This is a genomic window from Vibrio plantisponsor, from assembly GCF_013041605.1.
Lineage (GTDB): Bacteria > Pseudomonadota > Gammaproteobacteria > Enterobacterales > Vibrionaceae > Vibrio > Vibrio plantisponsor.
The window spans coordinates 35185-61563 of sequence record NZ_JABEQC010000009.1 but is presented as its reverse complement, the minus strand read 5'-3'; the positions used below and the strand labels follow the sequence as shown (position 1 = coordinate 61563).

General features: G+C 45.6%; 19 protein-coding genes. 15 read left to right on the top strand and 4 right to left on the bottom strand.

Features of this window, described 5'->3' with window-relative positions:
* Nucleotides 1–92 precede the first annotated feature (92 nt).
* The 5 genes from HKI82_RS13540 (at nucleotide 93) to HKI82_RS13520 (ending at nucleotide 7864) form a co-directional block, all read left to right on the top strand.
* On the top strand, nucleotides 93–2003 hold the full coding sequence (locus HKI82_RS13540; RefSeq protein WP_171138318.1) for a sensor domain-containing diguanylate cyclase: 1911 nt from the start codon (nucleotides 93–95) through the stop codon (nucleotides 2001–2003).
* 178 nt (nucleotides 2004–2181) lie between these two features.
* A complete protein-coding gene (gene aspA, locus HKI82_RS13535; protein WP_102941241.1) occupies nucleotides 2182–3633 on the top strand; it encodes an aspartate ammonia-lyase in 1452 nt (483 codons plus the stop codon).
* 123 nt (nucleotides 3634–3756) lie between these two features.
* A complete protein-coding gene (locus HKI82_RS13530; protein WP_102941242.1) occupies nucleotides 3757–5064 on the top strand; it encodes an anaerobic C4-dicarboxylate transporter in 1308 nt (435 codons plus the stop codon).
* Nucleotides 5065–5252: 188 nt separating this feature from the next.
* Entirely contained in the window at nucleotides 5253–7058 is a 1806-nt protein-coding gene (locus tag HKI82_RS13525; RefSeq protein ID WP_171138317.1) for a protein-disulfide reductase DsbD, read from the top strand.
* Between the two features lie 176 nt (nucleotides 7059–7234).
* Nucleotides 7235–7864, top strand: a complete 630-nt coding sequence (locus HKI82_RS13520; protein ID WP_102941244.1) for a response regulator — start codon at nucleotides 7235–7237, stop codon at nucleotides 7862–7864.
* Between the two features lie 14 nt (nucleotides 7865–7878).
* Here the strand turns inward: HKI82_RS13520 and HKI82_RS13515 are convergent, their stop codons facing one another.
* On the bottom strand, nucleotides 7879–9624 hold the full coding sequence (locus HKI82_RS13515; RefSeq protein WP_171138316.1) for a potassium/proton antiporter: 1746 nt from the start codon (nucleotides 9622–9624) through the stop codon (nucleotides 7879–7881).
* A gap of 389 nt (nucleotides 9625–10013) precedes the next feature.
* Between HKI82_RS13515 and HKI82_RS13510 the strand changes: the two genes are divergently transcribed.
* Together HKI82_RS13510 and HKI82_RS13505 are read left to right on the top strand one after the other, a co-directional pair.
* Complete coding sequence (locus tag HKI82_RS13510) at nucleotides 10014–10280, top strand: DUF4212 domain-containing protein (protein WP_020329362.1); 267 nt, start codon at nucleotides 10014–10016, stop codon at nucleotides 10278–10280.
* A 12-nt stretch (nucleotides 10281–10292) separates the two neighbouring features.
* Nucleotides 10293–11996 carry a sodium:solute symporter family protein gene (locus HKI82_RS13505; RefSeq protein ID WP_171138315.1) on the top strand — a complete coding sequence of 568 codons (1704 nt, stop codon included), beginning with the start codon at nucleotides 10293–10295 and terminating at the stop codon, nucleotides 11994–11996.
* Nucleotides 11997–12087: 91 nt separating this feature from the next.
* Here the strand turns inward: HKI82_RS13505 and HKI82_RS13500 are convergent, their stop codons facing one another.
* Nucleotides 12088–12759, bottom strand: coding sequence for a 7-cyano-7-deazaguanine/7-aminomethyl-7-deazaguanine transporter (locus HKI82_RS13500; RefSeq protein ID WP_171138314.1), 672 nt, complete (start codon nucleotides 12757–12759; stop codon nucleotides 12088–12090).
* Between the two features lie 397 nt (nucleotides 12760–13156).
* On the opposite strand from HKI82_RS13500, the gene gmk reads away from it, so the two are divergent.
* The 6 genes from gmk to HKI82_RS13470 all read left to right on the top strand — a co-directional run bounded on the left by gmk (nucleotide 13157) and on the right by HKI82_RS13470 (nucleotide 20914).
* Nucleotides 13157–13780, top strand: coding sequence for a guanylate kinase (gene gmk / locus HKI82_RS13495; protein ID WP_102941248.1), 624 nt, complete (start codon nucleotides 13157–13159; stop codon nucleotides 13778–13780).
* Nucleotides 13781–13877: 97 nt separating this feature from the next.
* Nucleotides 13878–14150 carry a DNA-directed RNA polymerase subunit omega gene (gene rpoZ / locus HKI82_RS13490; RefSeq protein ID WP_004728487.1) on the top strand — a complete coding sequence of 91 codons (273 nt, stop codon included), beginning with the start codon at nucleotides 13878–13880 and terminating at the stop codon, nucleotides 14148–14150.
* A 41-nt stretch (nucleotides 14151–14191) separates the two neighbouring features.
* Nucleotides 14192–16312 (top strand): bifunctional GTP diphosphokinase/guanosine-3',5'-bis pyrophosphate 3'-pyrophosphohydrolase, encoded by a 2121-nt coding sequence (spoT, locus tag HKI82_RS13485; RefSeq protein WP_102941249.1) that lies wholly within the window; start codon nucleotides 14192–14194, stop codon nucleotides 16310–16312.
* A 141-nt stretch (nucleotides 16313–16453) separates the two neighbouring features.
* Nucleotides 16454–17140, top strand: coding sequence for a tRNA (guanosine(18)-2'-O)-methyltransferase TrmH (gene trmH / locus HKI82_RS13480; protein WP_102941250.1), 687 nt, complete (start codon nucleotides 16454–16456; stop codon nucleotides 17138–17140).
* A 67-nt stretch (nucleotides 17141–17207) separates the two neighbouring features.
* Complete coding sequence (gene recG / locus HKI82_RS13475) at nucleotides 17208–19286, top strand: ATP-dependent DNA helicase RecG (RefSeq protein ID WP_171138313.1); 2079 nt, start codon at nucleotides 17208–17210, stop codon at nucleotides 19284–19286.
* A gap of 221 nt (nucleotides 19287–19507) precedes the next feature.
* The gene (locus HKI82_RS13470) at nucleotides 19508–20914 is read left to right on the top strand and encodes a uracil-xanthine permease family protein (RefSeq protein WP_146027672.1); all 1407 of its coding nucleotides are present in this window, start codon (nucleotides 19508–19510) and stop codon (nucleotides 20912–20914) included.
* Nucleotides 20915–20984: 70 nt separating this feature from the next.
* Here HKI82_RS13470 and envZ read toward each other — a convergent pair whose 3' ends face one another.
* A complete protein-coding gene (gene envZ, locus HKI82_RS13465) occupies nucleotides 20985–22289 on the bottom strand; it encodes a two-component system sensor histidine kinase EnvZ (protein ID WP_171138312.1) in 1305 nt (434 codons plus the stop codon).
* Between the two features lie 211 nt (nucleotides 22290–22500).
* Nucleotides 22501–23220, bottom strand: coding sequence for an osmolarity response regulator transcription factor OmpR (gene ompR / locus HKI82_RS13460; protein ID WP_042484867.1), 720 nt, complete (start codon nucleotides 23218–23220; stop codon nucleotides 22501–22503).
* A gap of 152 nt (nucleotides 23221–23372) precedes the next feature.
* On the opposite strand from ompR, the gene greB reads away from it, so the two are divergent.
* Both greB and HKI82_RS13450 read left to right on the top strand, forming a co-directional pair.
* Nucleotides 23373–23849 (top strand): transcription elongation factor GreB, encoded by a 477-nt coding sequence (gene greB / locus HKI82_RS13455; RefSeq protein WP_042484864.1) that lies wholly within the window; start codon nucleotides 23373–23375, stop codon nucleotides 23847–23849.
* A gap of 101 nt (nucleotides 23850–23950) precedes the next feature.
* Nucleotides 23951–26290, top strand: a complete 2340-nt coding sequence (locus tag HKI82_RS13450; protein ID WP_171138311.1) for a Tex family protein — start codon at nucleotides 23951–23953, stop codon at nucleotides 26288–26290.
* The last annotated feature ends 89 nt before the right edge of the window (nucleotides 26291–26379 follow it).

Here is a 26379-nt window from a genome sequence, read left to right as displayed (position 1 = left end):
CTACACCTTAGCGCCAACAAATCCCCAGCGCAATGGAAAAGCGCCTTCGGCTCAACTACCTTTTAAGTAGTTTTTGAGCCAGAACGTAAATAATGAAGCGAATTGTCAGCACTATCAAAACGGGTACTGTGTTGTGGCTTGTGTTGTCACTGGTTCCGCTCGCCTATTACTTTCATCTTAAAGATAAAGCTCATCAGTTTTTTATCGGTCACTTAGAAGCTCAAGGACTGCAATTTCTCTCTTATGTCGATTCCAAGGCTCGACGAACACACGCACAAATCCAACAGACCTTTTATGAATTGAGCCATTCGACTCTGCTCAATGATTTCGCCGTGAACAGAGATCCCCAATTTCGTCATTATCTTGAAAGCCAATGGTATCTGACGGCCTTTAACTCAACGCTGTTCTATCAGTTACGGTTTATTGATAACCGAGGCTATGAAGTAATACGGGTTGATTACATGCCCAACATGTCTCACCCCTATGTTGTCCCTAATGACCGGCTACAAAACAAAAGCAATCGTGACTATTTCCTTTATGCCCAGAAACTGGCTAACGGCGAGCAAGGTCACTTCGGCATTGACTTAGAGTTTGAGAACAACAAGCCCATCATTCCCTACAAACCGGGCTACCGTATCATTTATCCGATTATCGCCAACTCCGTCAGGCAAGGCTATTTCGTTGCCAACCTTGATGTAATGACCATCATCGAACAGATCACCTCCAACACCCTAAACCTAAGTGTCGATTTCATTGACACTCAGGGTAACTACATCATTAGTAGCGACAAAAATAAGTTGTTTGGTGATCTCGTTCAGGCTCGTAGTGACAATAATTTAGCCAAAGAAAACCAAGAAGTGTGGCAAGCACTTCAACAGAACCAAAGCTCTGGCAATAGTGTGTTAACAGACAAAGGGCTCTATATTTTCCAACGCTTCAGCAGCCCATTATTTGGTTCGCAAAATACATTAACCATGCTGACTATGTATCCCACTTCTGCCATTTCAGAGCTACTGTCTGATCGAGCCAAACAACTCAAAATTGAAGCTTCCGTCATTTTGCTATTTCTGGGGCTACTCTCAATCGTGATTGCAATGTTTATGGATGCGTTTAGACGGATAAAAGCAGACCAGACCTATGCCGAATATGCGATAGAAAACAGCATGGCAGTGGTAGTCACCGATAAAAATATGAGAATACTGAGGGTTAATTCTGGCTTTTGTAACTTGGTCAACGGGGACTTAAGCTTATTGCATGGCAGCAATATGGTTGATTTCTTTCAGTCCCAAACGAAACAAAATCTGATTCAAAGACAGCTTTCGATTCGTGGCATGTGGCAAGGACACATCTCTTTGAACACTATCGATAATAAAGAAGTTATTTGCCAAACTGAAATACACGCCATTTTGGGTAAGCTAAAAAACATTCAATATTATGTCTATTCCTTTACCGACATTTCCGAACATCACAACACCATTATCACACTCAAGGAACGCACAGAGCGCGACCCCGCGACGTCTTTGTGGAACAAGAAGAAATTCGACCAGAACCTTCAGTATCAATGCCGCTTAAAGCAACGCTATACCCATCATCCGCCTTGCTGCCTCGCGGTGCTTGATATTGACTCGTTCAAACAAATTAACGACACCTTTGGACATACAGTTGGCGATGAGGTCATTCTGTACATTGCCAATCAACTGCGCATGGTATTGCGCGATACCGATTTTATTGCACGAATTGGCGGTGATGAGTTTGCGGTACTGGTCCAACATACCGATCTTGCACAAGCCAAAGCGCTGATGCAGCGAGTAGCCACGGACATCAGTAACTGGACACTTTATGATGTGACAATCAGCGTGGGGTTGGCTGAAGTCACTTCAGATGCAAATCAAACATTCTCAAATGCAGACCAAGCCATGTACCGCTCTAAACGAAAAGGGAAAAACTGTATTTCCGTTCACGGGCAAGAGACTTTGCACGTTTTAGGTGCAGATTCCCGATAAACTTGATTTTTACTGACATAAAAGGTGATGAAGTTCCTATTTTTTAATTACAACTTAAGTATTATACGTTGCTATATCAGGACGGTTTTTCAGCCAATTATTCTGATGAATGGATTCTTAATACAGATACGGCTTACTGTAATCAATATCAATAGCATTATTCTCTAAGGATCCAACTATGGCTACTCTATTTGAAGCTACACAAACAGCTCAACCAGCCAATCGTATTGAAGAAGATCTACTAGGTCAACGTCACGTTCCTGCTGATGCCTACTACGGTATCCATACACTCCGAGCCATTGAAAACTTTAACATTTCCAGTGCAACGATCTCTGACATTCCTGAGTTCATTCGTGGCATGGTCATGACCAAAAAAGCGGCCGCTCTTGCAAACAAAGAACTAGCTGTTATTCCAAAAGATGTCGCAAACTACATCATTCAAGCGTGTGATCTGATCCTTGAAACAGGTAAGTGCATGGATCAATTCCCGACAGATGTATTCCAAGGCGGCGCTGGTACTTCAGTTAACATGAATACCAACGAAGTGATTGCCAACTTAGCTCTAGAGCTAATGGGCAAAGAAAAAGGTCAATACCAGTTCATTAACCCTAACGACCACGTAAACCGCAGCCAATCAACCAACTGTGCTTACCCAACTGGTTTCCGTATCTCAGTTTACAACAGCGTATTAAAACTGATTGAAGCGATTGAATACCTAAAAGGTGCGTTTGAGCTTAAGAGCCAAGAATTCACAACAATCATTAAGATGGGTCGTACACAGCTGCAAGACGCTGTACCAATGACTGTTGGTCAAGAATTCCACGCCTGGGCGGTGACATTGAACGAAGAAATTCGTGCTCTGGAGTACACCTCTAAGCTATTGCTTGAAATCAACCTAGGCGCAACCGCAATCGGTACTGGCTTAAACGCAGCACCGGGTTACCAAGCACTTGCAGTAAAACACTTAGCAGAAGTAACAGGTTTAGATGTTGTCCCTGCTGAAGATCTTATCGAAGCAACGTCAGACTGTGGTGCATACGTAATGACCCACGGCGCGCTAAAACGCCTAGCTGTGAAACTGTCTAAGATCTGTAATGACCTGCGTCTGCTTTCTTCAGGTCCTCGCGCGGGTTTAAATGAGCTAAACCTTCCTGAGCTTCAGGCTGGTTCTTCAATCATGCCTGCGAAAGTAAACCCTGTTGTGCCAGAAGTGGTAAACCAAGTGTGCTTTAAAGTACTTGGCAACGACAACACTGTCTCTTTTGCAGCGGAAGGCGGTCAATTACAGTTGAACGTAATGGAACCTGTCATTGCTCAAGCGATGTTTGAGTCAATTTCACTGCTTTCAAATGCGTGTGTAAACCTTCGCGACAAATGTATTGACGGCATTACGGTCAATAAAGAAGTTTGCGAAAACTACGTGTTTAACTCAATCGGTATCGTGACTTATCTAAACCCTTACATTGGTCACCACGAGGGCGACATTGTAGGAAAAATCTGCGCCGAAACCGGGAAAAGCGTCCGAGAAGTTGTACTCGATCGCGGATTATTAACAGCAGAAGAGCTTGATGACATTTTCTCTGTTGAAAACCTGATGCGCCCGCAGTATAAAGCGAAACGCTACGAATAATTAATTCGAAGAAAGGGCTCTGTAAGGAGCCTTTTCTTTTAAAAAAGCTGCAAAAAGCAGCACATAAATAACAATTGCAACGGACTGCAAACCAAATTTTTCATTACTAAACGAGGTATCACTATGGTTTGGGTCGAGCTATTAGTTGTTCTTCTCTTCATCTTCTTGGGTGCACGTATTGGTGGCATTGGTATTGGCTTAGCAGGTGGTGCAGGTGTTATCGCGCTTTCTCTAGGTCTTGGTGTACCAACAAGCCAAGCTTTCATCCCAGTTGACGTTATTCTTATCATCATGTCTGTGATTACGGCAATTGCTGCGATGCAGGTGGCGGGTGGTATGGATTGGTTAGTTCAAATCGCAGAAAACTTCCTGCGCAAAAATCCTCAGCGTATTACTTTTTATGCTCCGATTGTTACCTTCATCATGACGTTGATGGCAGGTACAGGACATACAGCGTTCTCAACTCTTCCTGTGATCGCTGAAGTTGCAAAAGGACAAGGGGTTCGTCCATCCCGCCCTCTTTCTATTGCAGTTGTCGCATCACAAATCGCTATCACGGCTTCCCCAATCTCTGCGGCTGTTGTTGCTTTCGCAGCAATGCTAACTCCGTTTGGCGTTGATTATTTAACGCTTTTGGCTGTGTGTATTCCAACAACGTTTGCAGCTTGTATGGTGGGTGCACTTGTCTCTAACTTCATGGGCGGTGAGTTGAAAAATGATCCTGTTTACCAAGACCGTTTAGAGAAAGGCCTGATTAAACTTGCCGACAAACAGCAACGCACTATTTTGCCAACAGCAAAAACAGCGACTTACATTTTCCTAGCAGCTATCGGTTTCGTGGTTTGCTATGCAGCAGCGATCTCTAAATCTGTCGGTTTGATTGAAAACCCAGCTTTAGGCCGTAACGAAGCAATCATGACTGTAATGCTGGCAGCAGCGGCGCTAATCGTGTTGGTGACTAAGATTGATGCAGCGAAAATTTCAAGTGCACCAACATTCCGTTCTGGTATGACTGCATGTGTGTGTGTACTGGGTGTAGCTTGGTTAGGTTCAACCTTCGTTAACGCTCACGTTGCAGACATCAAAGATGTCGCTGGCGCACTATTGGCAGATAATCCTTGGATGCTGGCTATCGTGTTGTTCTTTGCTTCTATGCTGCTTTACTCGCAAGGTGCAACGACTGTGGCACTGATGCCTGCGGCTCTTGCTATTGGTGTTGCACCTCTTACGGCGGTTGCTTCTTTCGCTGCGGTAAGTGCTCTGTTCGTTCTGCCAACTTACCCAACGCTACTTGCAGCGGTTGAGATGGATGACACAGGTTCAACACGCATTGGTAAATATGTTTTCAACCACCCATTCTTTATTCCGGGTGTTGTAACCATTGCTTCAGCAGTAACTTTTGGCTTCCTATTTGGCGGACTGTTCATCTAATTCTGACTATTCGGTTAAAAGCCAGATAAGAAATAACCCGCGAGATTCAAACAACCCAAAGTTGGATGAATTCGCGGGTTTTGTTTTGCTTCGATGAAACTTATTCGCTCTCATCTCGGTCTGATTGAGTTAATATGGCACAATAAGTTGTCGCCTGTGCCATTCACTCTCAACCAGAAATTGATTAGATGATACGTAAATTTTTCTATTTTTTGCTACTGACACTGTCTGTATTTAGCCATTCAGCCTTAGCTGTATTCGGCAACAACAATACACTTTCGGTGAGTAATGACGGCAATAAGTTTGTTCCTGTCGATCAGGCTTTCCCCTTTAATACCTTCCAGCAAGGCAATCGTCTTTTCGTTGACTGGCAAGTAAAAGATGGCTACTACTTATATCAAGATCGCATCACAATCAGTGCAGAAAACGTCACATTAGGTGACTATGAACTGCTTGATGGCGAACCTTACCATGATGAATTCTTTGGTGATGTGACCATCTACACCACGCCACTTTCTATTGAGCTTCCACTGAGTGACTACCAACTCGGTGCGCGTATTATCATTCAATATCAGGGATGTGCGAAAGCAGGGTTCTGTTATCCGCCAGAAACACGAGTGGTGGAAATCAGTAAATTCAACTTTTCACAACCTACTGATGCTGAGAAAACTGCCGTTGGGCAAAATAACAGTCCACAAAACAAACCTCAGTCTGCCAGCATTAGTAATGCACCCGTTTCAGAACAAGACTCGTTAGCAGGCAAACTGGCGCAAAACTGGTGGACACCTTTACTGTTCTTAGCGTTAGGTGTTGGCTTGGCTTTTACGCCATGTGTGTTGCCTATGTATCCGATTTTGACAGGCATCGTTTTAGGCAATGGACAGCTAACTCATAAACGAACCTTGTTATTGAGCGTGGTTTACGTTCAAGGTATGGCGCTGACCTACACTCTGTTAGGTTTGATTGTTGCTTCTGCTGGTTTTCAGTTTCAGGCCGCTCTGCAACACCCTTATGTTTTGATTGGCCTGAGCGCAATGTTTGTGTTGCTGGCACTGTCAATGTTTGGCTTGTACACACTGCAACTGCCAAGCACTGTACAGACTTGGCTAAGCAATCTGAGCAATCAGCAGCAAGGAGGCCGTCTCGCAGGCGTTTTTGCTATGGGCGCTATTTCTGGCTTAGTGTGTTCACCATGCACAACCGCACCGCTTTCTGGAGCTTTACTCTATGTGGCGCAAAGTGGTGATCTACTGACCGGTGGTGTCGCGCTTTATGGACTGGCTATTGGGATGGGTATTCCACTGATTCTGGTCGCCGTCTTTGGTAACCGCTTATTGCCGAAAGCGGGCGCTTGGATGGGCAAAGTCAAAACCGCGTTTGGTTTCATTCTTCTTGCTGCACCTATCTTCCTGCTGGAACGATTACTGCCAGAAATCTGGGCTACGGCACTTTGGTCTGCACTGGGCTTCACGGCTTTTGCTTGGCTCTATCATGTTAAAAACAGCTTACCTTTTGGCGGCTGGAAACAGAGTACGCTAGGTATCATTGCGATTCTTGGATTACTGGCCTCAGCTCAGCCTGCTTTGAATTACTGGTTTAATGGCACTCACACAGAGCAGCAGCAATCAACCATAAGCTTCAAGCGTATTGCGAATGTGGATGAACTGAACACTGAACTGGAAAAAGCCAAACTAGCGGGTAGGCCGGTGATGTTAGACTTCTACGCCGATTGGTGTGTGGCGTGTAAAGAGTTCGAGAAATACACCTTCCACCAGCCAGATGTTGAACAGAAACTGAAAGACATCGTACTGCTACAGGCCGATGTCACACGTAATCAGCCACAAGACATTGAATTGCTTAAACAGATGGACGTTCTTGGCCTTCCTACCATTGAATTTTGGAATAATCAGGGCGAAAGATTACCAAGCGCGCGCATAACCGGTTTCATGCAAGCCGACCGCTTTTTACAACACCTAAAAGACCATCAGATCTAAGTTTTCAATTCCCTCGCGCAACAAGGTTTGGCCTTATACGTCAAACCTTGTCGTGGTATTCATCTTCATGCAGATAAAAACTGGATATAGTTCAGACTTTTAGTCCATGGACATTGTTCCAAACCTTAAACCAGACAATAATTTATTTAACGTAATTGTTAAAAGTGTTTAACGTCATGGATTCGACATACACCATCATCATCGCTGATGATCACCCGCTGTTTCGAAACGCACTGTTTCAATCCGTCCATATGGCGATAAGTGGTGCAAATTTGCTTGAAGCAGACTCTTTAGATGCTTTACTCAAACTACTTGAAAAAGATCCTGAACCGGATTTGCTGCTGCTGGACCTTAAAATGCCCGGCGCAAATGGCATGTCTGGCCTAATTCAATTACGTGCCGAATATCCAGACTTACCCATTGTGGTGATCTCTGCCAGCGAAGAGGCTTCTGTGGTATCACAGGTGAAGAGTCATGGTGCGTTCGGTTTCATTCCTAAATCCAGTGACATGCGTGCTTTGATCAGTGCTTTGAATCAAGTGCTTAACGGTGAACCCTACTTCCCTGAAGGTTTGATTACTAACAACGAAGCTTGTGATGATCTGGCGGGTAAAATCGCGACACTAACACCGCAGCAATATAAGGTGCTGGGTATGCTTTCGGACGGTTTGCTGAACAAGCAAATTGCTTATGAGTTGAATGTTTCGGAAGCCACTATCAAAGCACATATGACAGCGATCTTCCGAAAACTTGGGGTAAAAAGCAGGACTCAGGCGGTTATCTTGCTCAAAGAACTAAACAGCTAATCTCGTCGCCCACGTTATTCATTTGACTCAACAACGTCTTCCTCGGCTGGCAAACGCAAACCCACTTTGGTCACTTGCCAGTCGACAACATCTGCAACCACCCAATGTAAACCATACCACTCAAAATGGTCACCCAACACAGGGGTTACCCCTAGATGCTCTGTGACTAAGTCCTTTAACGTCATATCGGCGCGGAATGGGCCCAATTCCAGACCGTAAATCATCGCAACATCAACCAGTTTCGATTCTACATCGAGGAAGAAATCACCAAAGAAGCGAGCAAACGACTCTTTCACTGGTGCTTCACTAAACAGTTGGCTTAGCGCCGCCAAATCTTTCTCTTGGGCAACAACACAAAGAATATCGCCAGATTCTAGTCGGGTGCTTCCCGAAGGGTGAAGTAAGGCCTTGTCGCGGAATAACGCTGCAATACGTGTTCCCTCAGGCATAAAGAGATTACGAATTGGCTCGCCAATACACCACTTTTCTTTCTGTAGCTGATAAACAAACAGCTCCCACTCACTGGTTGGGAAAATCTCAAGCCCAGAGCGCGAAATAGGTTCAGGCTTCGAAGGCAGTTCCACTTTCGCTAGGCTCATTGCCTTAGTCAAAGAGCCGCCTTGAACAATCAGCGACACCATCACCACGAAGAAAGCCAGATTGAAATAGAGCTGCGCGTCAGGCAAACCGGCCATCATAGGAAACACCGCCAGAATGATCGGTACTGCACCACGCAATCCTACCCATGAAATGAACCATTTCTCTCTTGAAGTGAAGCTCTTAAACGGCAGCAAACTTATCCAAACCGAAATCGGTCGAGCAAACAGAATCATACCAAACGCTAATGCGAGGCCCGGCAATGCAATGGTTAACAAGTTCGTCGGAGTAACCAACAAACCCAGTACAAGGAACATGCCGATTTGTGCTAGCCATGTCATGCCATCCAATACGTTTAAAATTGAATGACGGCTGCGAGTTGGACGGTTACCTAACAGTAAACCAACCAAGTAAATCGATAGAATCCCACTGCCGCCAAGTGCATTCGCCAGAGCAAAAATGATCAGTCCACCACTTACAGTAAGAATGGAATACAGACCTTCTGGTAGCTTAGTCGTGTTGATAACTTTCCACAGTAACCAGCCACCGGATAGTCCTAATAGCGCCCCCACACCAAACTGCTGAACGAAATTAAGCGCTAAGAAACTGACACTGAAGTCACCGCTGGCACTGCCAAGAATGGCAATCATAGTAACGGTTAAAAACACCGCCATCGGGTCGTTGGTTCCCGACTCTATCTCTAACGTCGCTCCAACACGTTCATTGAGGCTGCGTCCTTTGAGCAAGGAGAATACAGCTGCGGCATCGGTCGAACCGACGATAGCGCCAACCAGAATGCCCTGCATCATCGACAGATCAAACAACCAAGTGGCTAACGCACCCGTAATTAAAGTGGTCAATGCGACACCAAATGTCGCTAACGACACTGAAGGCCAAAAGGCAACTTTAAAACTCGCAACTCGGGTTCTCATACCACCATCAAGAAGGATAATGGCAAGAGCTAAGTTACTGACCAAATACGCTAACGGATAATTATCAAACAGAATTCCGCCCGGTCCGTCTTCACCCGCTAGCATGCCAACGGCAAGAAATACCAACAAAATCGGAATACCCAATTTTGAAGATACGGGGCTGAGCAGCACACTCAATGCAATCAGCAGTGCACCAACCAGAAAAAAGCCGTTTATCGTTATCGCATCCAATCTTTCACCTTTCCAACTGACTCAAATGTTTATAAATACAAAGTTATTATGCTCTCCATTGTGCACATTTTTATTACCTACGTCAGAAAAGTCTGTGTAAATAATTTCAACCTTTTGCATGCCAAACGAGAAGCTAAGCGTTTGACAGAAATAGTGGTAACTCAAACGGCTAATTTTCATACTTCAATGCTCTGACCTTATACTTTCGGCTAATTTAACAGTTAATTAACATTAAAAATAAGTTCGCAAACCAAACAAAAATTAATAATTACAATATCTTAAAAATAAAAAATCACAGACTAAAGTTGCACAGATCTCTTGCCTTAACACTGCTAATGTATAAATCGTAACATTACGTTAACACAACACTTAACAGGAAGGAGAAGGCCATGGCGTTCGAATCTACAGAACATGCTCAAGCCTACTGGAAAGAAAACTTGGGGATTATGGGATCACTGCTCGCAGTGTGGTTCTTGGTGTCTTATGGCGCAGGCGTTTTATTCGTTGATGCGCTAAACAGCATTCATTTAGGCGGCTTTAAGCTTGGATTCTGGTTTGCACAACAGGGCTCAATCTACACATTCGTCGCTTTAATCTTTATTTATGTTGCGCGCATGAACTCGCTCGACAAGAAATATAACGTGCATGAAGACTAAGAGGTTTTAGAAATGGATATTCAAACTTGGACGTTTCTTCTTGTTGGTCTCTCTTTTGCTCTCTACATTGGCATCGCCATTTGGGCTAGAGCGGGATCAACCAGTGAATTCTATGTTGCTGGCGGTGGTGTACACCCTGTAGCGAACGGTATGGCAACAGCAGCAGACTGGATGTCGGCAGCATCTTTCATCTCAATGGCAGGTATCATTTCGTTCATCGGTTACGATGGTGCGGTTTACCTAATGGGTTGGACAGGCGGCTACGTTCTATTGGCTCTATGTTTAGCACCTTACCTACGTAAGTTCGGTCAGTTCACTGTTCCAGATTTCATTGGTGAACGTTACTACTCGAAAACAGCTCGTATGGTTGCAGTATTCTGTGCGATCTTCATTTCGTTTACTTACGTTGCAGGCCAAATGCGCGGTGTAGGCGTAGTGTTCTCTCGCTTCCTAGAAGTAGACATTAACGTTGGTATCGTTATCGGTATGGCGATTGTGTTCTTCTACGCTGTACTTGGTGGTATGAAAGGCATCACTTATACGCAGGTCGCTCAGTTCTGTGTTCTCATTTTCGCCTTCCTTGTACCTGCAATCTTTACGTCAATAATGATGACAGGCAATCCACTACCACAAATTGGTATGGGTTCAACCATCTCAGGAACGGATGTTTATCTGCTTGATAAACTAGATGGACTAACGCAAGAACTTGGCTTTACTCAGTACACTGAAGGTAGCAAGAGCATGGTGGATGTATTCTTCATCTGTGCTGCACTGATGGTGGGTACTGCTGGTCTTCCACACGTAATCATTCGCTTCTTCACAGTACCAAAAGTACGTGATGCGCGTATCTCTGCGGGTTGGGCGCTACTATTTATCTCGCTACTTTATACTACTGCACCAGGCGTTGCTGCGTTTGCTCGCGTAAACCTAATCGAAACGATTAACGGCCCTGATATGCAAGGTGTTCCTGCTGAGCAAGCACCAAGCTGGTATAAAAACTGGGAAAGCACAGGTCTAGTTAAATGGGAAGATAAAAACGCCGATGGTCGTATGTTCTACTCTGGTGACGCTCGTAACGAGATGAACATCAACCGCGACATCATCGTACTGGCTTCTCCTGAGTTAGCTAAACTTCCTAACTGGGTTGTTGGTCTACTAGCAGCAGGTGGCTTAGCGGCAGCACTATCTACAGCGGCAGGTCTACTACTAGTAATCTCTACATCTATCTCTCATGACTTGCTGAAGAAAGGCTTCAAGCCAAATATGACCGATAGACAAGAACTGCTCGCTGCTCGTCTGGCTGCGATTGTGGCAATCGTTGGTGCGGGTTACTTGGGTATTAACCCTCCGGGCTTCGTAGCACAGGTGGTCGCCTTCGCCTTCGGCTTGGCCGCGGCATCCTTCTTCCCTGCCATCATCTTGGGTATTTTCTACAAGAAGATGAACAAAGAAGGTGCTATCGCAGGTATGGTTGCAGGTATCGCATTTACAGCTGCATACATCATCTACTTCAAGTTCATTAACCCAGCAGCAAGTACACCTGACAACTGGTTCTTCGGCATCAGTCCAGAAGGTATCGGCACTCTAGGTATGTGTTTGAACTTCGTGGTGTCTATCGTAGTGAACAAATTTACTGCAGAAGTACCAACTGAAGTACAAGACATGGTTGAGTCTATCCGCTTCCCTAAAGGTGCAGGCGCAGCTCACGACCATTAATAGACTGAAAAGGTTAAGACGATAGCTTAGCCCTACAGATAAAAAAGCCCAAAGCATTGCTTTGGGCTTTCTCTTTTAAGTTCAGCGCAAATTAAGCTTTAGCACCAACCGCAGTAAAGTTTGGATTCACCGAAGTCAGTTTGCCAATCAAATAATTCAGCAATACACCATACATAGGCACAAACAAACCAAGGCTAATCACGAGTTTAAAACCGTAGTCAACCAATGCGATTTCAGTCCAGTGCTCAGCCATAAATGGATCTGGACTGTGGTAGAATGCAATGCCGAAGAAAGCGATAGTATCTAAAGCGTTACCAAACAGCGTTGATGCTGTTGGTGCCACCCACCACTGCTTCATCTGACGAAGGCGATTAAATACAGACACGTCCATGATCTGACCAAGTAGGTAAGCCATGAAACTTGCAATCGCGATACGCGCGACAAACATGTTCAACTCACTTAATGGTGCAAAACCTTGGAACTGACCTTCGTAGAACACAACAGAAAGCAAATACGAAACCACCAGTGAAGGTAGCATGACGTAAAAAATGATTTTACGCGCAAGACCAGCACCAAAAATACGTACCGTTAAGTCAGTCGCTAAGAAGATAAATGGAAAAGTGAAAGCGCCCCAAGTGGTATGCAAACCGAATACGGTAAACGGGATTTGAACCAAATAATTGCTTGAAGCAATAATCACGAGGTGGAACAAAACCAAAAATGTCAGGGCTTTGCGCTGTTGCGCAGGGGTAAAGTTACTCATATTGTACCTTTTTAGTTTGATTTGGGGGCGAGGGAACCCAAATGAAGCTTGCGCTTCTCACTGATTGTCATTCGGAAGATTTACCTCTCCCGAGCTAAGGGCGGCGATTATACATTAATCAATTTTACCTGCAATAGTTGGCAAAATAGCAAACGTTTTCCGGCTCATGTTAAATATAGATAGCTTGGTTTGCTTAGAAATAATGACGTTGACGGGTCAATAATTGCGCCACTTTTGACCTTTTCCTTGAGAAGATCCTCAAGATCATGCTAATCTTCCGCTCCATTTTTCTAGCCTAAATTTCATCAATCCGATGAAATGATTAAGCTAGTGCTATCTTTAAGAGTGTCGGAGCACAATCCGATCACGCAATCCCAAACCAAAGTGGAACCAAACAATGGGCAAAGGTACTCTGTATATTGTCTCTGCACCAAGCGGCGCAGGTAAATCAAGCTTGATCGCAGAAATGTTGGAACACAACCCAGCCTATGCGATGAAGGTATCCGTGTCTCACACCACTCGTGGTATGCGCCCGGGTGAGCAAGACGGTGTTCATTACCACTTTGTACAAAAGGAACACTTTGAAGCGCTGATCGAAAAAGGCGAATTTCTAGAATACGCAGAAGTCTTTGGTAACTATTACGGTACTTCACGTGTCTGGATTGAAGAGACGCTTAATAAAGGTATTGATGTCTTTTTAGATATCGACTGGCAAGGTGCTCGCCAAATCCGTGAGCAAATGCCAGAAGCAAGAAGTGTTTTTATTCTTCCACCATCAAACGGTGAATTAGAACGTCGTTTGAACGCGCGCGGTCAAGACAGCGAAGCTGTTATTGCTAAGCGTATGGCAGAAGCTAAATCTGAAATTTCTCACTACAACGAATACGACTACATCATTATTAATGATGACTTCGATACCGCCCTAACCGATTTTAGAGCGATCATTCGTGCTGAGCGACTAAAACAAGATAAGCAGTCCATCAAATACAAAGGCATGCTTAAAGCACTACTCGCAGAGTAATTAAACGTATTATTAACAACTTTACTAGCTAGAAACCACTAGCGTAAGGTTGTATACTTTCTCGTCATTCAACATTTTTGTTTATATTGGAGTTCTCATGGCACGCGTAACTGTTCAAGACGCTGTTGAAAAAGTTGGCAACCGTTTCGACCTAGTTCTGATTGCGGCTCGCCGCGCTCGTCAAATGCAAACTGGTGGTAAAGATTCACTTGTGCCTGAAGAGAACGATAAGCCAACGGTTATCGCTCTTCGCGAAATCGAAGAAGGTCTTATCACTAAAGACGTACTTGATGCACGTGAGCGTCAAGAGCAGCAAGAGCAAGAAGCAGCTGAATTAGCAGCAGTGAGCAGCATTGTTCACAACCGTTAATCCCTGCAAGTAAGACAATAGACAACTCTCGGGCCTATAATTTGTATCTATTCGATAGCCTCAAAGACGTTGCCCAGGAATATCTCACAGAGCCTCAACTTGAGGCTCTGCGCCAATCTTATATAGTGGCAAGAGATGCCCACGAAGGGCAAACCCGCTCAAGCGGCGAACCTTATATTATCCACCCAGTGGCAGTAGCTCGAATTCTGGCTGAAATGCGCTTGGATTTGGAAACACTACAAGCAGCCCTCCTTCACGACGTTATCGAAGACTGTGACGTCACCAAAGAAGATTTAGAAGCTCAATTTGGTCAAGCCGTCGCTGAACTGGTTGACGGTGTATCTAAGCTCGACAAACTAAAATTCCGCGACCGTAAAGAAGCTCAAGCAGAGAACTTCCGCAAAATGGTTCTTGCTATGGTACAAGACATCCGCGTGATTCTTATTAAGCTCTCCGACCGTACGCACAACATGCGCACGCTAGGTGCTCTTCGTCCGGATAAAAAACGTCGTATTGCCCGAGAAACCCTAGAGATTTACGCACCACTCGCCCACCGTTTAGGTATTCACAACATCAAAACCGAGTTAGAAGAACTGGGTTTTGAAGCGTTATATCCAAACCGTTATCGAGTTCTGAAAGAAGTCGTAAAAGCGGCGCGTGGTAACCGCAAAGAGATGATCCAACGCATCCACAGCGAGATCGAAGGCCGCTTACATGAAGTTGGCTTACCGGCTCGCGTGTTTGGTCGTGAGAAAAACCTTTTCTCCATCTACAACAAGATGAAGACCAAAGAGCAGCGTTTCCACACCATTATGGATATCTATGCGTTTCGTGTTGTGGTTGATACGGCTGACACTTGTTACCGAGCTCTCGGCCAAGTCCACAGCTTGTACAAACCTCGTCCGGGTCGCATGAAAGACTATATTGCGGTTCCGAAAGCTAACGGCTATCAGTCTTTGCATACCTCAATGGTTGGCCCACACGGTGTTCCTGTTGAAGTTCAAATCCGAACTGAAGATATGGACCAAATGGCGGACAAAGGTGTGGCAGCACACTGGTCATATAAAGCCAATGGTGACCGTACCGGCACGACAGCACAGATCAAAGCTCAGCGCTGGATGCAAAGCTTACTTGAGCTTCAACAAAGCGCAGGTAACTCATTCGAATTTATCGAAAACGTGAAATCTGATCTCTTCCCAGATGAGATTTACGTCTTCACCCCTAAAGGTCGTATCGTTGAACTTCCTGTCGGCGCAACCGCGGTAGACTTCGCCTATGCGGTACATACCGATGTAGGTAACACCTGTGTAGGTACTCGCGTTGACCGCAATCCGTACCCATTAAGTAAGCCACTGAAAAACGGACAAACCGTTGAAATTATCAGTGCTCCGGGTGCGCGTCCAAATGCCGCATGGCTGAACTACGTAGTGACTTCACGTGCTCGAACTAAGATCCGTCAGGTTCTGAAAACCATGCGCCGTGAAGAGTCGGTCAGCTTGGGTCGTCGTCTACTTAATCACGCCTTGGGCGAAGAATCGATCACCACGATCAACAAAGACAGCGTGCAACATGTGCTTAATGATTTGAAACTTTCTAGTGTCGATGATTTGTTAGCGGCGATTGGTCTAGGCGAATTGATGAGTATCGTGATTGCTCGTCGTCTGCTAGGCAATGCTGATGAATTAACCGAAGTAGAAAGCAAAGACGGTCAACCTAAGAAGAAACTGCCGATCCGAGGTGCAGAAGGTATTCTGTTAACCTTTGCGAACTGTTGTCACCCAATTCCGGATGACCACATTATTGCGCACGTTTCTCCGGGGCGTGGACTTGTGGTGCACCGTGAAACCTGTCCTAACGTACGCGGGCATCAGAAAGAGCCTGATAAGTACATGGCCGTGGAATGGACTAAAGATTACGATCAAGACTTTATCACTGAACTGAAAGTCGATATGCAAAACCGCCAAGGCGCGCTAGCTGAATTGACTAATGTGATTTCGAAGACAGGTTCCAATATTCATGGTCTGTCGACAGAAGAACGTGATGGCCGTCTGTACACAGTAACTGTGGTACTGACCACCAAAGATCGTGTTCATCTTGCTGGCATTATGAAGAAAATTCGTGCAATGCCAAACGCACCGAAGGTGAGACGCAGAAGGCACTAAATAGCGCCTATGCTGAAGTAACCTAACGATGTAGCCCTTGATATGGCCTATCAAGGGCTTTTTTATTTTATGTGGTGACCGTTTACCAACTACAGACTATACCCAAATTACTTGAAGGGTATAAAGCATAGAAAATTTATTATGAACTTAGAACGTTACACTCGAATTCAAGAGGTGCTCAAAGCACGCCAACCTGATCTGACCGTATGTTTAGAAGAAGTACACAAGCCAAATAACGTCTCTGCGGTCATTCGTACTGCTGATGCAATTGGATTACACAAAATCCATGCTGTTTGGCCGAGCAAGCAAATGCGAACTCTTGGACATACCTCAGCAGGCGCTCGTAACTGGGTCGAAGTCGATACTCACGACAATATTCAAGATGCGGTAAAAGCACTAAAAGCGCAGAACATGCAGGTATTAGTGACCAACCTTTCAGAAACTGCGGTGGATTTTCGTGAAATCGACTATACCAAACCGACAGCGATTATCGTGGGTAGTGAAAAAGTAGGTATCTCAAAGCAAGCTCTTGAACTGGCCGATCAAGACATCGTTATCCCTATGGTCGGAATGGTGCAATCACTCAACGTTTCTGTTGCTAGTGCACTGATTCTGTATGAAGCACAACGTCAACGCCAAGCAGCAGGCATGTATCAGCAAGAAAAAAGCCCACTTCCGGAAGAAACCATTCACCGAATTCTGTTTGAACGTGGCCATCCTGTATTAGCCAAAGTGGCTAAACGCAAAAAGCTGCCTTACCCACCTCTGGATGATGAAGGCCAAATTGTGGCGGATGAATCTTGGTGGAAAGCGATGCAGAGCAAATAATTCCCCTGTACAAAAACACAGCTTAATGTTTGAATAACCCTTATTTCAAACAGCTAAACGGTTGATTATGTCTCAGCTTTTATCAGCAATTCCATTAACCTCACTTTCCGGAGTGGGCGCAAAAGTGGCCGAAAAACTGGAGAAAGTTGGGCTTATCACTGTACAAGATTTGCTGTTCCACCTGCCGCTACGTTATGAAGATCGCACTCGAATCTACCCGATTGTAAAACTGCACCCAGGTCTTTGGGCAGCAGTGCAAGGTAAGGTGATGGCGGTCGATACTACCTTCGGCCGTCGCAAGATGCTTACAGTAAAGATCAGCGACGGAAACGGCACTCTAACTCTGCGCTTCTTCAACTTTACCGCTGGGATTAAAAACAACTTTACCGAAGGTAAGTTAGTGCACGCTTACGGTGAAATTAAGCGTGGCAATACAGGGCTGGAAATCATCCATCCTGAATATAAGTTTTACTTTCCAGAACAAAAGCCTGATGTCGAAGCCAATCTAACCCCAGTCTACCCAACTACTGAAGGTCTGCGTCAGCTCACTCTGCGCAACCTGACTGATCAGGCGCTATCTCTACTTGATAAAGCAGCAGTGCAAGAATTGCTTCCATCCGGTTTATACGATCATCAAATAACTCTTGCTCAGGCGCTGCATACCATTCATCGCCCGCCATCGGATATCGATTTAAGTCTGTTTGATGATGGTCGCCATCCAGCGCAAATTCGCCTGATTATGGAAGAACTGCTGGCTCAAAACCTATCCATGTTGGCAGTTCGCAGTAAAGGGCAGCAAGATGTTGCCCTTCCTCTTCAAGCCTCAGACACGCTGAAAAATCAGCTATTGGCTCAATTACCATTTTCGCCAACCAATGCCCAGACTCGCGTGGTTAACGAAATCGAAGCAGACCTTGCGAAACCTCATCCAATGATGCGTTTAGTCCAAGGGGATGTGGGTTCTGGTAAAACTCTGGTTGCAGCACTGGCAGCAGCCAGAGCGATTGAAAACGGCTACCAAGTCGCTTTGATGGCACCAACAGAATTGTTAGCAGAGCAGCACGCCATAAACTTCAGTCAGTGGTTTGAAGCTATGGGTATCAAAGTAGGTTGGTTAGCGGGCAAACTCAAAGGCAAAGCCAAAGAAGCCGAACTCGCGCGTATTGCCAGTGGCGAAGTAAAAATGGTAGTGGGTACTCACGCACTGTTTCAGGAACACGTGGTATTCGACCATTTAGCCTTAGTGATTATTGATGAACAACACCGTTTTGGTGTCCACCAGCGTTTGGAACTACGCGAAAAAGGCGCTAAGCAAGGTACGTATCCTCATCAGCTAATCATGACAGCAACCCCTATTCCTCGAACGCTGGCGATGACAGCGTATGCGGATTTAGAAACCTCAATTATCGATGAACTTCCACCGGGCAGAACGCCGATTCAAACCGTCGCAATTCCGGATACCAAACGGGATGATATCGTTGAGCGCGTACGTAATGCTTGTCTGAATGAAGGTAAGCAAGCTTATTGGGTATGTACTCTGATTGATGAATCAGAAGTCTTGGAAGCGCAAGCCGCAGCAGACACTGCGGAGGAGCTGCAACGCAAACTGCCTGATGTCAAAATCGGTTTAGTGCACGGCAGAATGAAACCAGCCGAGAAGCAACAAGTCATGCAGGCATTCAAAAATAATGAGCTGCATCTTCTGGTCGCCACCACTGTGATTGAAGTGGGTGTTGATGTTCCCAATTCAAGTTTGATGATCATCGAAAACCCAGAGCGCTTAGGTTTAGCCCAGCTCCACCAGCTGCGTGGTCGTGTTGGCCGAGGCTCTGTTGCCAGTCATTGTGTACTTCTGTACCACGCGCCGCTTTCAAAAACAGCACAAAAACGCCTAGGTGTACTGCGCGAAAGTAACGATGGATTTGTTATCGCGCAACGAGATCTGGAAATTCGCGGCCCCGGTGAACTACTCGGTACCAAGCAAACTGGTTTGGCGGATTTCAAAATTGCAGACTTAGTGCGAGATCAACGCTTAATTCCTGAAGTTCAGCGCATAGCCCGTCATATTCACGATAATTACCCAACAAATGCAACCGCGATTATTGATCGTTGGCTTGGCGAACGAGACGTTTACGCGAAAGCTTAAACCTTGAATTGATTCGTTATATTTTCCTTTGCACCAACTTAAAGCAAACGTTTGCTTTTTACAGTGATTACTCTATAATCGCCGCAAAAATTAGCATTAATACGTTTAAAGCTAGTTTCCAGAGCAGAATCTGATTAACAGCAATCACAGACAACCATTCTGCTCCACAAGAAATGCCCATTCAGCGCATTTTTGTGTACGACTCTATTAGGAAAATAAAAATGACAACCGAAAACGCGGCTCGTAAGTCCGATCTTGTCTATCAACTCAATGACAGACCACCTTTGCCACACACTTTATTCGCGGCTCTTCAGCACCTGTTAGCTATGTTCGTAGCGGTTATCACGCCATCCCTTATTATTTGCCAAAGTTTGGGCGTGCCAGCTGCAGAAACGAACACCATCATCAGCATGTCGCTGTTTGCCTCTGGTGTATCTTCATTTATTCAAATTCGAACCATTGGTCCTATCGGCTCTGGCTTGCTGTCCATTCAAGGCACAAGTTTTAACTTCTTAGGTCCAATTATTGGTGCTGGCTTAGCGCTTAAAGCTGGCGGCGCAGATATTCAAACAATGATGGCCGCTATTTTCGGTACCATCCTTGTTGCTTCCTCTGCTGAAATTCTGCTTTCTCGTGTATTGGAATTTGCCCAGCGCGTTATCACTCCGCTGGTGTCAGGCATTGTCGTTACGCTAATCGGTTTGACGCTAATCCAAGTAGGTCTCGTTTCTATGGGCGGTGGTTACGCTGCGATGGGCGACGGTACTTTTGGCAGCCTAGATAAACTTGCACTTGCGGGAACCGTTCTTGCCATCATCGTTCTGCTTAACCGCGCTCGCAACCCTTACATTCGCGTAGCGTCTATTGTGATTGCTATGCTTGTTGGCGTTGCCTTGGCTTATTTCATGGGTATGGTCGATACCAGCAAAATGAGTGAAACAGCACTTATCGCTCTGCCCGTACCAATGCAATATGGCTTAAGTTTCGACTGGTCGCTGTTTATTCCATTGGTGCTGATTTTCCTAATCACGGCATTAGAAGCGATCGGGGATATTACCGCTACATCTGAAGTTTCTGGTGAACCTGTAAAAGGTCCGGTTTACATGAAGCGTATCAAAGGTGGTGTATTGGCAGATGGTCTCAACTCTGCAATTGCTGCGGTCTTCAACAGCTTCCCGAACTCAACCTTCAGCCAAAACAACGGCGTGATTCTACTGACTGGCGTTGCTAGCCGTTATGTCGGTTACTTCATCGCTGGTATGTTAGTGCTGCTCGGTTTGTTCCCAGGTGTGGCGAGCTTTGTACAGCTGATTCCAGAACCAGTATTAGGCGGAGCAACCATAGTAATGTTCGGCACTATCGCGGCTGCGGGTATTCGTATCATTGCTCGTGTGGATTTAGATCGCCGAGCCATTCTGATCATGGCTCTGTCATTTTCTATGGGTCTTGGCATTGCTCAGAAACCAGAAATTCTGCAATTCATGCCTGACTTTGTGAAAAGCATTTTCTCGACAGGTGTTGCCGCTGGCGGTATCACAGCAATTTTGTTGAACCTTCTGCTACCAGAAACTAAACCTGCAAGAAAAGAACAGCCAGAACAAGAGCTTGAACAAGCTTTAGATTCGTAATCTGTAGTCTTGAAATAACAGAAAGGCTCGCGTTCATGCGAGCCTTTTTGTTTCATATTCGGTTAATTAGCTATTTAGTTGGAAAACTAATCTGAGCTCGTAAGCCGCCTTCACTGCGATTACTCACCACCACTGAGCCTCTGTGCTGACTGATAATACGCTTAACAATGGCTAACCCCAGACCTGTGCCTTCACTGCCCCTAGCCGTATCACCACGAGTAAATGGTTCAAACACCTTATTCACCTGACTTGGTTCAATACCGGGACCATTGTCCTCAACGCACACCCAAACCATACTGTTGTCCGCAGTCACGCCAGAGCTCACTCTCACCCAACCATTGCCATAACGAACCGCATTCACCACCAAGTTACTGACCGCACGCTTAATCGCTATAGGGTTACCAAACGCATTCGCTTTACCTTTGTGCAGTTCAACTTCGATTTGAACTTCGTATCCGCCTTCCGAGCTTGCCACATCTTGTGCAATATCATTCACGTTGACGACTTCGAAGGTCTGCTTATTCACTGGCTTCAAATAATCCATAAACTGGCTGATGATCTCATTACACTCTTCGGTGTCACTGATGATCCCTTCTGCCAGATAGCTGTCTTCCGGTGACATCATTTCAGTGGCAAGACGAATACGAGTTAACGGTGTACGCAAGTCATGACTGATCCCCGCCATCAACAAAGCTCTGTCTTCTTCCAAAGCCTGAATGCCTTTTGACATCTGATTAAATGCTCGTGTTACTGAGCGAATTTCAGAAGCGCCTCTTTCAGGCAATGGCGGCGGAACTTCTCCCCGACCAACAGCTTGCGCCACTTTTTCCAAAGCGATTAGCGGCCTGTTCTGCATACGGATAAACAACCAGCCGCCAAAAATAATCATTAAAGCCATGATAATGCTGTTACGGAATAACGGAGAAAAATCCTTTTCGCGTAACTCAGATAAAGGAATACGCAGCAGTTGCCCCGGGAGCGACTCGATTTTCATCCACAAAACATAACTTTCTGTACCGGACATCATGCGCACTTCCGTTGGCGATCCGAGTTCCGAACTCATATCTTCGCTCATCAGATCAATACTAACTGCATGCTCAAATTCACTGGCAATCGGGCTGTCTTCAGGATGAATGGTCACACCAAGCTGTTCGAGAACACGGCGACGTAAAAGTGCATCCATTGGCACGCCGGTATCTTGATTGACGGTATCATCAAGCATCAGGTTGATTTCGTGGCTGAGGATTTTGTTGAACTGCTTTAAGCTTGGCATCAACGCGTAGTTGAAGACGGCGTAATAAGAATAAACCTGACTGGCAATGAGCAAGCTTAAAAAGAGAAGAATGGATTGAGTAAACGAGCTACGAATACGCATATTTTGCCTATGTTTTTATCGACGAGTTGTTCAAACTGCTTTGACAGACCAGTGTGACATACAGCCCGAAGTCACATACTGATTGTTGCAGACAGAGGTTTACCGTCAATGAAAATTACAGATAAAGGCGCGTGTAGAGAAGAGAGATAACACGCGCCATTGAGTTTAATCAGCCGACGCGTGGATACAGCAGCATAAGTTAAACTTACGCTTAGTTTAATTTACCGTCGGGAACGAATACATAACCTAAGCCCCACACTGTCTGAATGTAGCGTGGTTTGCTTGGGTCAACTTCTAACATACGACGTAAGCGAGAAATTTGTACGTCGATTGAACGTTCCATTGCTGAGTATTCACGACCACGAGCCATGTTCATCAACTTATCGCGAGATAACGGTTCACGTGCGTTCATCACCAGCGCTTTCAGCACAGCAAATTCACCAGACGTCAAAGGCATTGGCTCTTCGCCACGGAACATTTCACGAGTACCTAGGTTCAAGCGGAACTCACCGAACTCGACCAAAGACTCTTCAGAGCTTGGCGCTCCCGGTGCTTCAATAGTCTGACGACGTAATACCGCTTTAAGGCGCGCTAATAGCTCACGCGGGTTAAAAGGCTTGGTCAGGTAATCATCTGCGCCGATTTCTAAGCCAACGATACGGTCGATCTCATCGCCTTTCGCTGTCAGCATCAGAATAGGAATCATATTGTTTGAGTTGCGCAGACGACGACAGATAGATAATCCGTCTTCCCCAGGCAACATCAAATCCAGCACCATGATATGGAAGGTTTCACGAGTTAATAGGCGGTCCATTTGCTCACTGTTCGCAACACTTCTAACTTGGAAGCCTTGCTCAGATAAGTAACGTTCCAACAGCGCACGCAGACGTGCATCGTCATCGACCACTAAGACTTTAAAGTTTTCTTGCATTTACGCCCTACCTATTTCGTTATTCGACCCCATACATTTCTGGGATAGTGAAATGTAACACCGTTCTGACGAAAGTAATTCAAAGAATTGTTAACGTTTATTTCTTTTTTAGCTAATGTAGCAGCCAGTTGCAATTACCATAAGTCAGGAACATGAAGACAAACCTTATTACACGTGAAGGCTTTGATCGTCTAAAAAAAGAACTGGATACATTATGGCGTGAAGAACGCCCTGAAGTAACAAAAAAAGTGACTTGGGCAGCCAGTCTAGGTGACCGCAGCGAGAACGCTGACTACCAGTACAACAAGAAACGATTGCGTGAAATAGACCGTCGTGTTCGATACCTGCGCAAACGTCTCGAGCAGGTGAAAGTCGTCGACTACTCACCTCAACAGGAGGGCAAAGTGTTCTTTGGCGCTTGGGTAGAAATTGAAAACGAAAATGGCGATTCAAAAGCATTTCGTATAGTCGGTCCTGATGAAATCTACGGCGATGCGAAAGGTTATATTTCCATTGATTCCCCCATGGCTCGTGCACTGCTGAAAAAAGAGGTGGACGATGAGTTTGTTGTTCACACACCTGAAGGACCGAAAGAGTGGTTCGTCAACTCTATTCGCTACCAAGATTAATATTTTAAAACAGTGAAGCCGCATATAGTTCAAGACTGGAAATTTCGGCTTCACAGCCCCATATAGCCCTATTAGTACCAATGAATTAAAGAGATCTACGGATGAGCCAAGCTATCTGCCAATTGATTGCCAATGAGCTAAACGTTCGCTCAGAGCAAGTCATCGCAGCCGTCAACCTAATTGATGATGGCAACACAGTTCCTTTTATCGCTCGTTACCGTAAGGAAGTGACTGGTGGTCTGGATGATACCCAACTGCGTACTCTGGATAGTCGCCTGTCTTATTTGCGTGAACTTGAAGACCGCCGTCAAACCATTCTTAAATCGATTCAGGATCAGGGCAAACTGACACCTGAATTAGAGAAAGCCATTTCTGAAACCGACAGCAAAACCCGCCTTGAAGATCTGTATCTGCCATACAAACCAAAACGTCGAACCAAAGGTCAGATCGCGATCGAAGCCGGTTTAGAACCATTAGCAGACAAGCTTTGGAATGAACCACAGACAGAACCAGAATCTGAAGCTGCACACTATATTGCCGCAGACAAAGGTATCGAAGACACCAAAGCGGCTCTGGACGGTGCTCGCGCCATCATCATGGAACGTATTGCTGAAGATGCTGACTTGCTGGAGAAAATCCGCCGTCACTTGACTCGTAATGCAGAACTCGTCTCGCGCGTGGTTGCTGGAAAAGAGCAAGAAGGTGAGAAATTCAAAGACTACTTTGAGCACCAAGAGCCTGTGAGCAAAGTGCCGTCTCACCGCGCGTTGGCAATGCTTCGAGGACGTAACGAAGGTTTCTTAACCCTGACTCTAAATGCAGATCCAGAGCTTGAAGAAACTGCACGTCAGTCTCATTGTGAAACCATTATTGCGGAACATTACGGCATTCATTTAAGCCAAGCGCCAGCAGACACTTGGCGCAAGCAAGTCATTAGCTGGGCATGGCGTATCAAGGTTTCTATGCATATGGAAACCGAGCTAATGGGCACAATGAAAGAACGTGCTGAAATCGAAGCCATCAACGTCTTCGCAACTAACCTGAAAGACCTGCTCATGGCGGCACCTGCTGGTCCTCGCGCTACCCTAGGTTTAGACCCAGGTTTGCGTACCGGCTGTAAAGTCGCTGTGGTTGATTCAACCGGTAAAGTTCTTGCTACCGATACCATCTACCCACATCAGCCACAAAACCAATATGACCGAGCAATGCAGACTGTATCTGCATTAGTGAAAAAACATAACGTAGATTTGATTGCGATTGGTAACGGCACCGCTTCTCGTGAAACCGATGCATTTGCCGCTGAGATGATCAAACGTGATGGTCTGAAAGTGCAAAAAATCATGGTCAGCGAAGCGGGCGCTTCGGTTTATTCCGCTTCAGAACTGGCAGCAAAAGAGTTCCCGAATATGGACGTGTCTTTGCGCGGTGCAGTATCAATTGCTCGTCGTCTACAAGACCCACTGGCTGAGTTGGTGAAAATTGATCCGAAATCAATCGGTGTCGGTCAGTATCAGCACGATGTGAGCCAATCTCTGTTGGCAAAACGTCTGGACGCGGTTGTTGAAGACTGTGTAAACGCCGTTGGCGTGGATGTGAATACCGCTTCTCCAGCTCTGTTAACGCGTGTTGCTGGCCTTTCAACTGTGCTAGCGCAGAACATTGTCGATTACCGTGATGAAAATGGTCGTTTCAATGCCCGTACTGATCTTAAGAAGGTCGCACGTTTAGGACCCAAAGCTTATGAGCAGTGTGCTGGCTTCCTGCGCATTATGAATGGCAAGAACCCGCTTGATGCATCAGCAGTGCACCCTGAAGCCTATCCTGTGGTGAAAAACATCGCAGAGAAAAACAAGCAAGACATTAAAAACTTAATTGGCAACAGCGAATTCTTGAGCACATTACGAGCAGTGGATTACACCGATGAAAACTTTGGAGTGCCAACCGTTAGCGACATCATTAAAGAGCTTGATAAGCCGGGACGCGACCCTCGTCCTGAGTTTAAAACAGCCACCTTTGCCGATGGTGTTACCGAAGTTTCTGATCTTGAACCGGGTATGGTGCTGGAAGGCGTCGTGTCTAACGTAGCGAACTTTGGTGCCTTTGTGGATATTGGTGTTCACCAAGATGGTTTGGTGCATATCTCTGCGCTGACCGATCGTTATGTCTCCGATCCTCGTGAAGTGGTGAAAGCTGGCGATATCGTTAAAGTCAAAGTGATAGAAGTGGATGTCCAGCGTAAACGTATCGCGCTTTCTATGCGCCTAAACGATGAACCGGGTCAAGACAGCCGTCCAGCTCGTTCTGATAACGCTCAGCCGAGGAACGCTCAACCTAAGGGGAATCAACCACGCGGAAATAACCGTTCTTCGCAAGGAAATGGGTCTCAAGGTGGTGGATTTAATAGCGCCTTTGCAGACGCTTTTGCTAAAGCTAAGCGCTAATACTCTAAGGCGAACCTAGAGCAATATTCAAAACAAAAGATTTTAGCGCTACAAATAAAAATCCCCATCGCATTTGCTATGGGGATTTT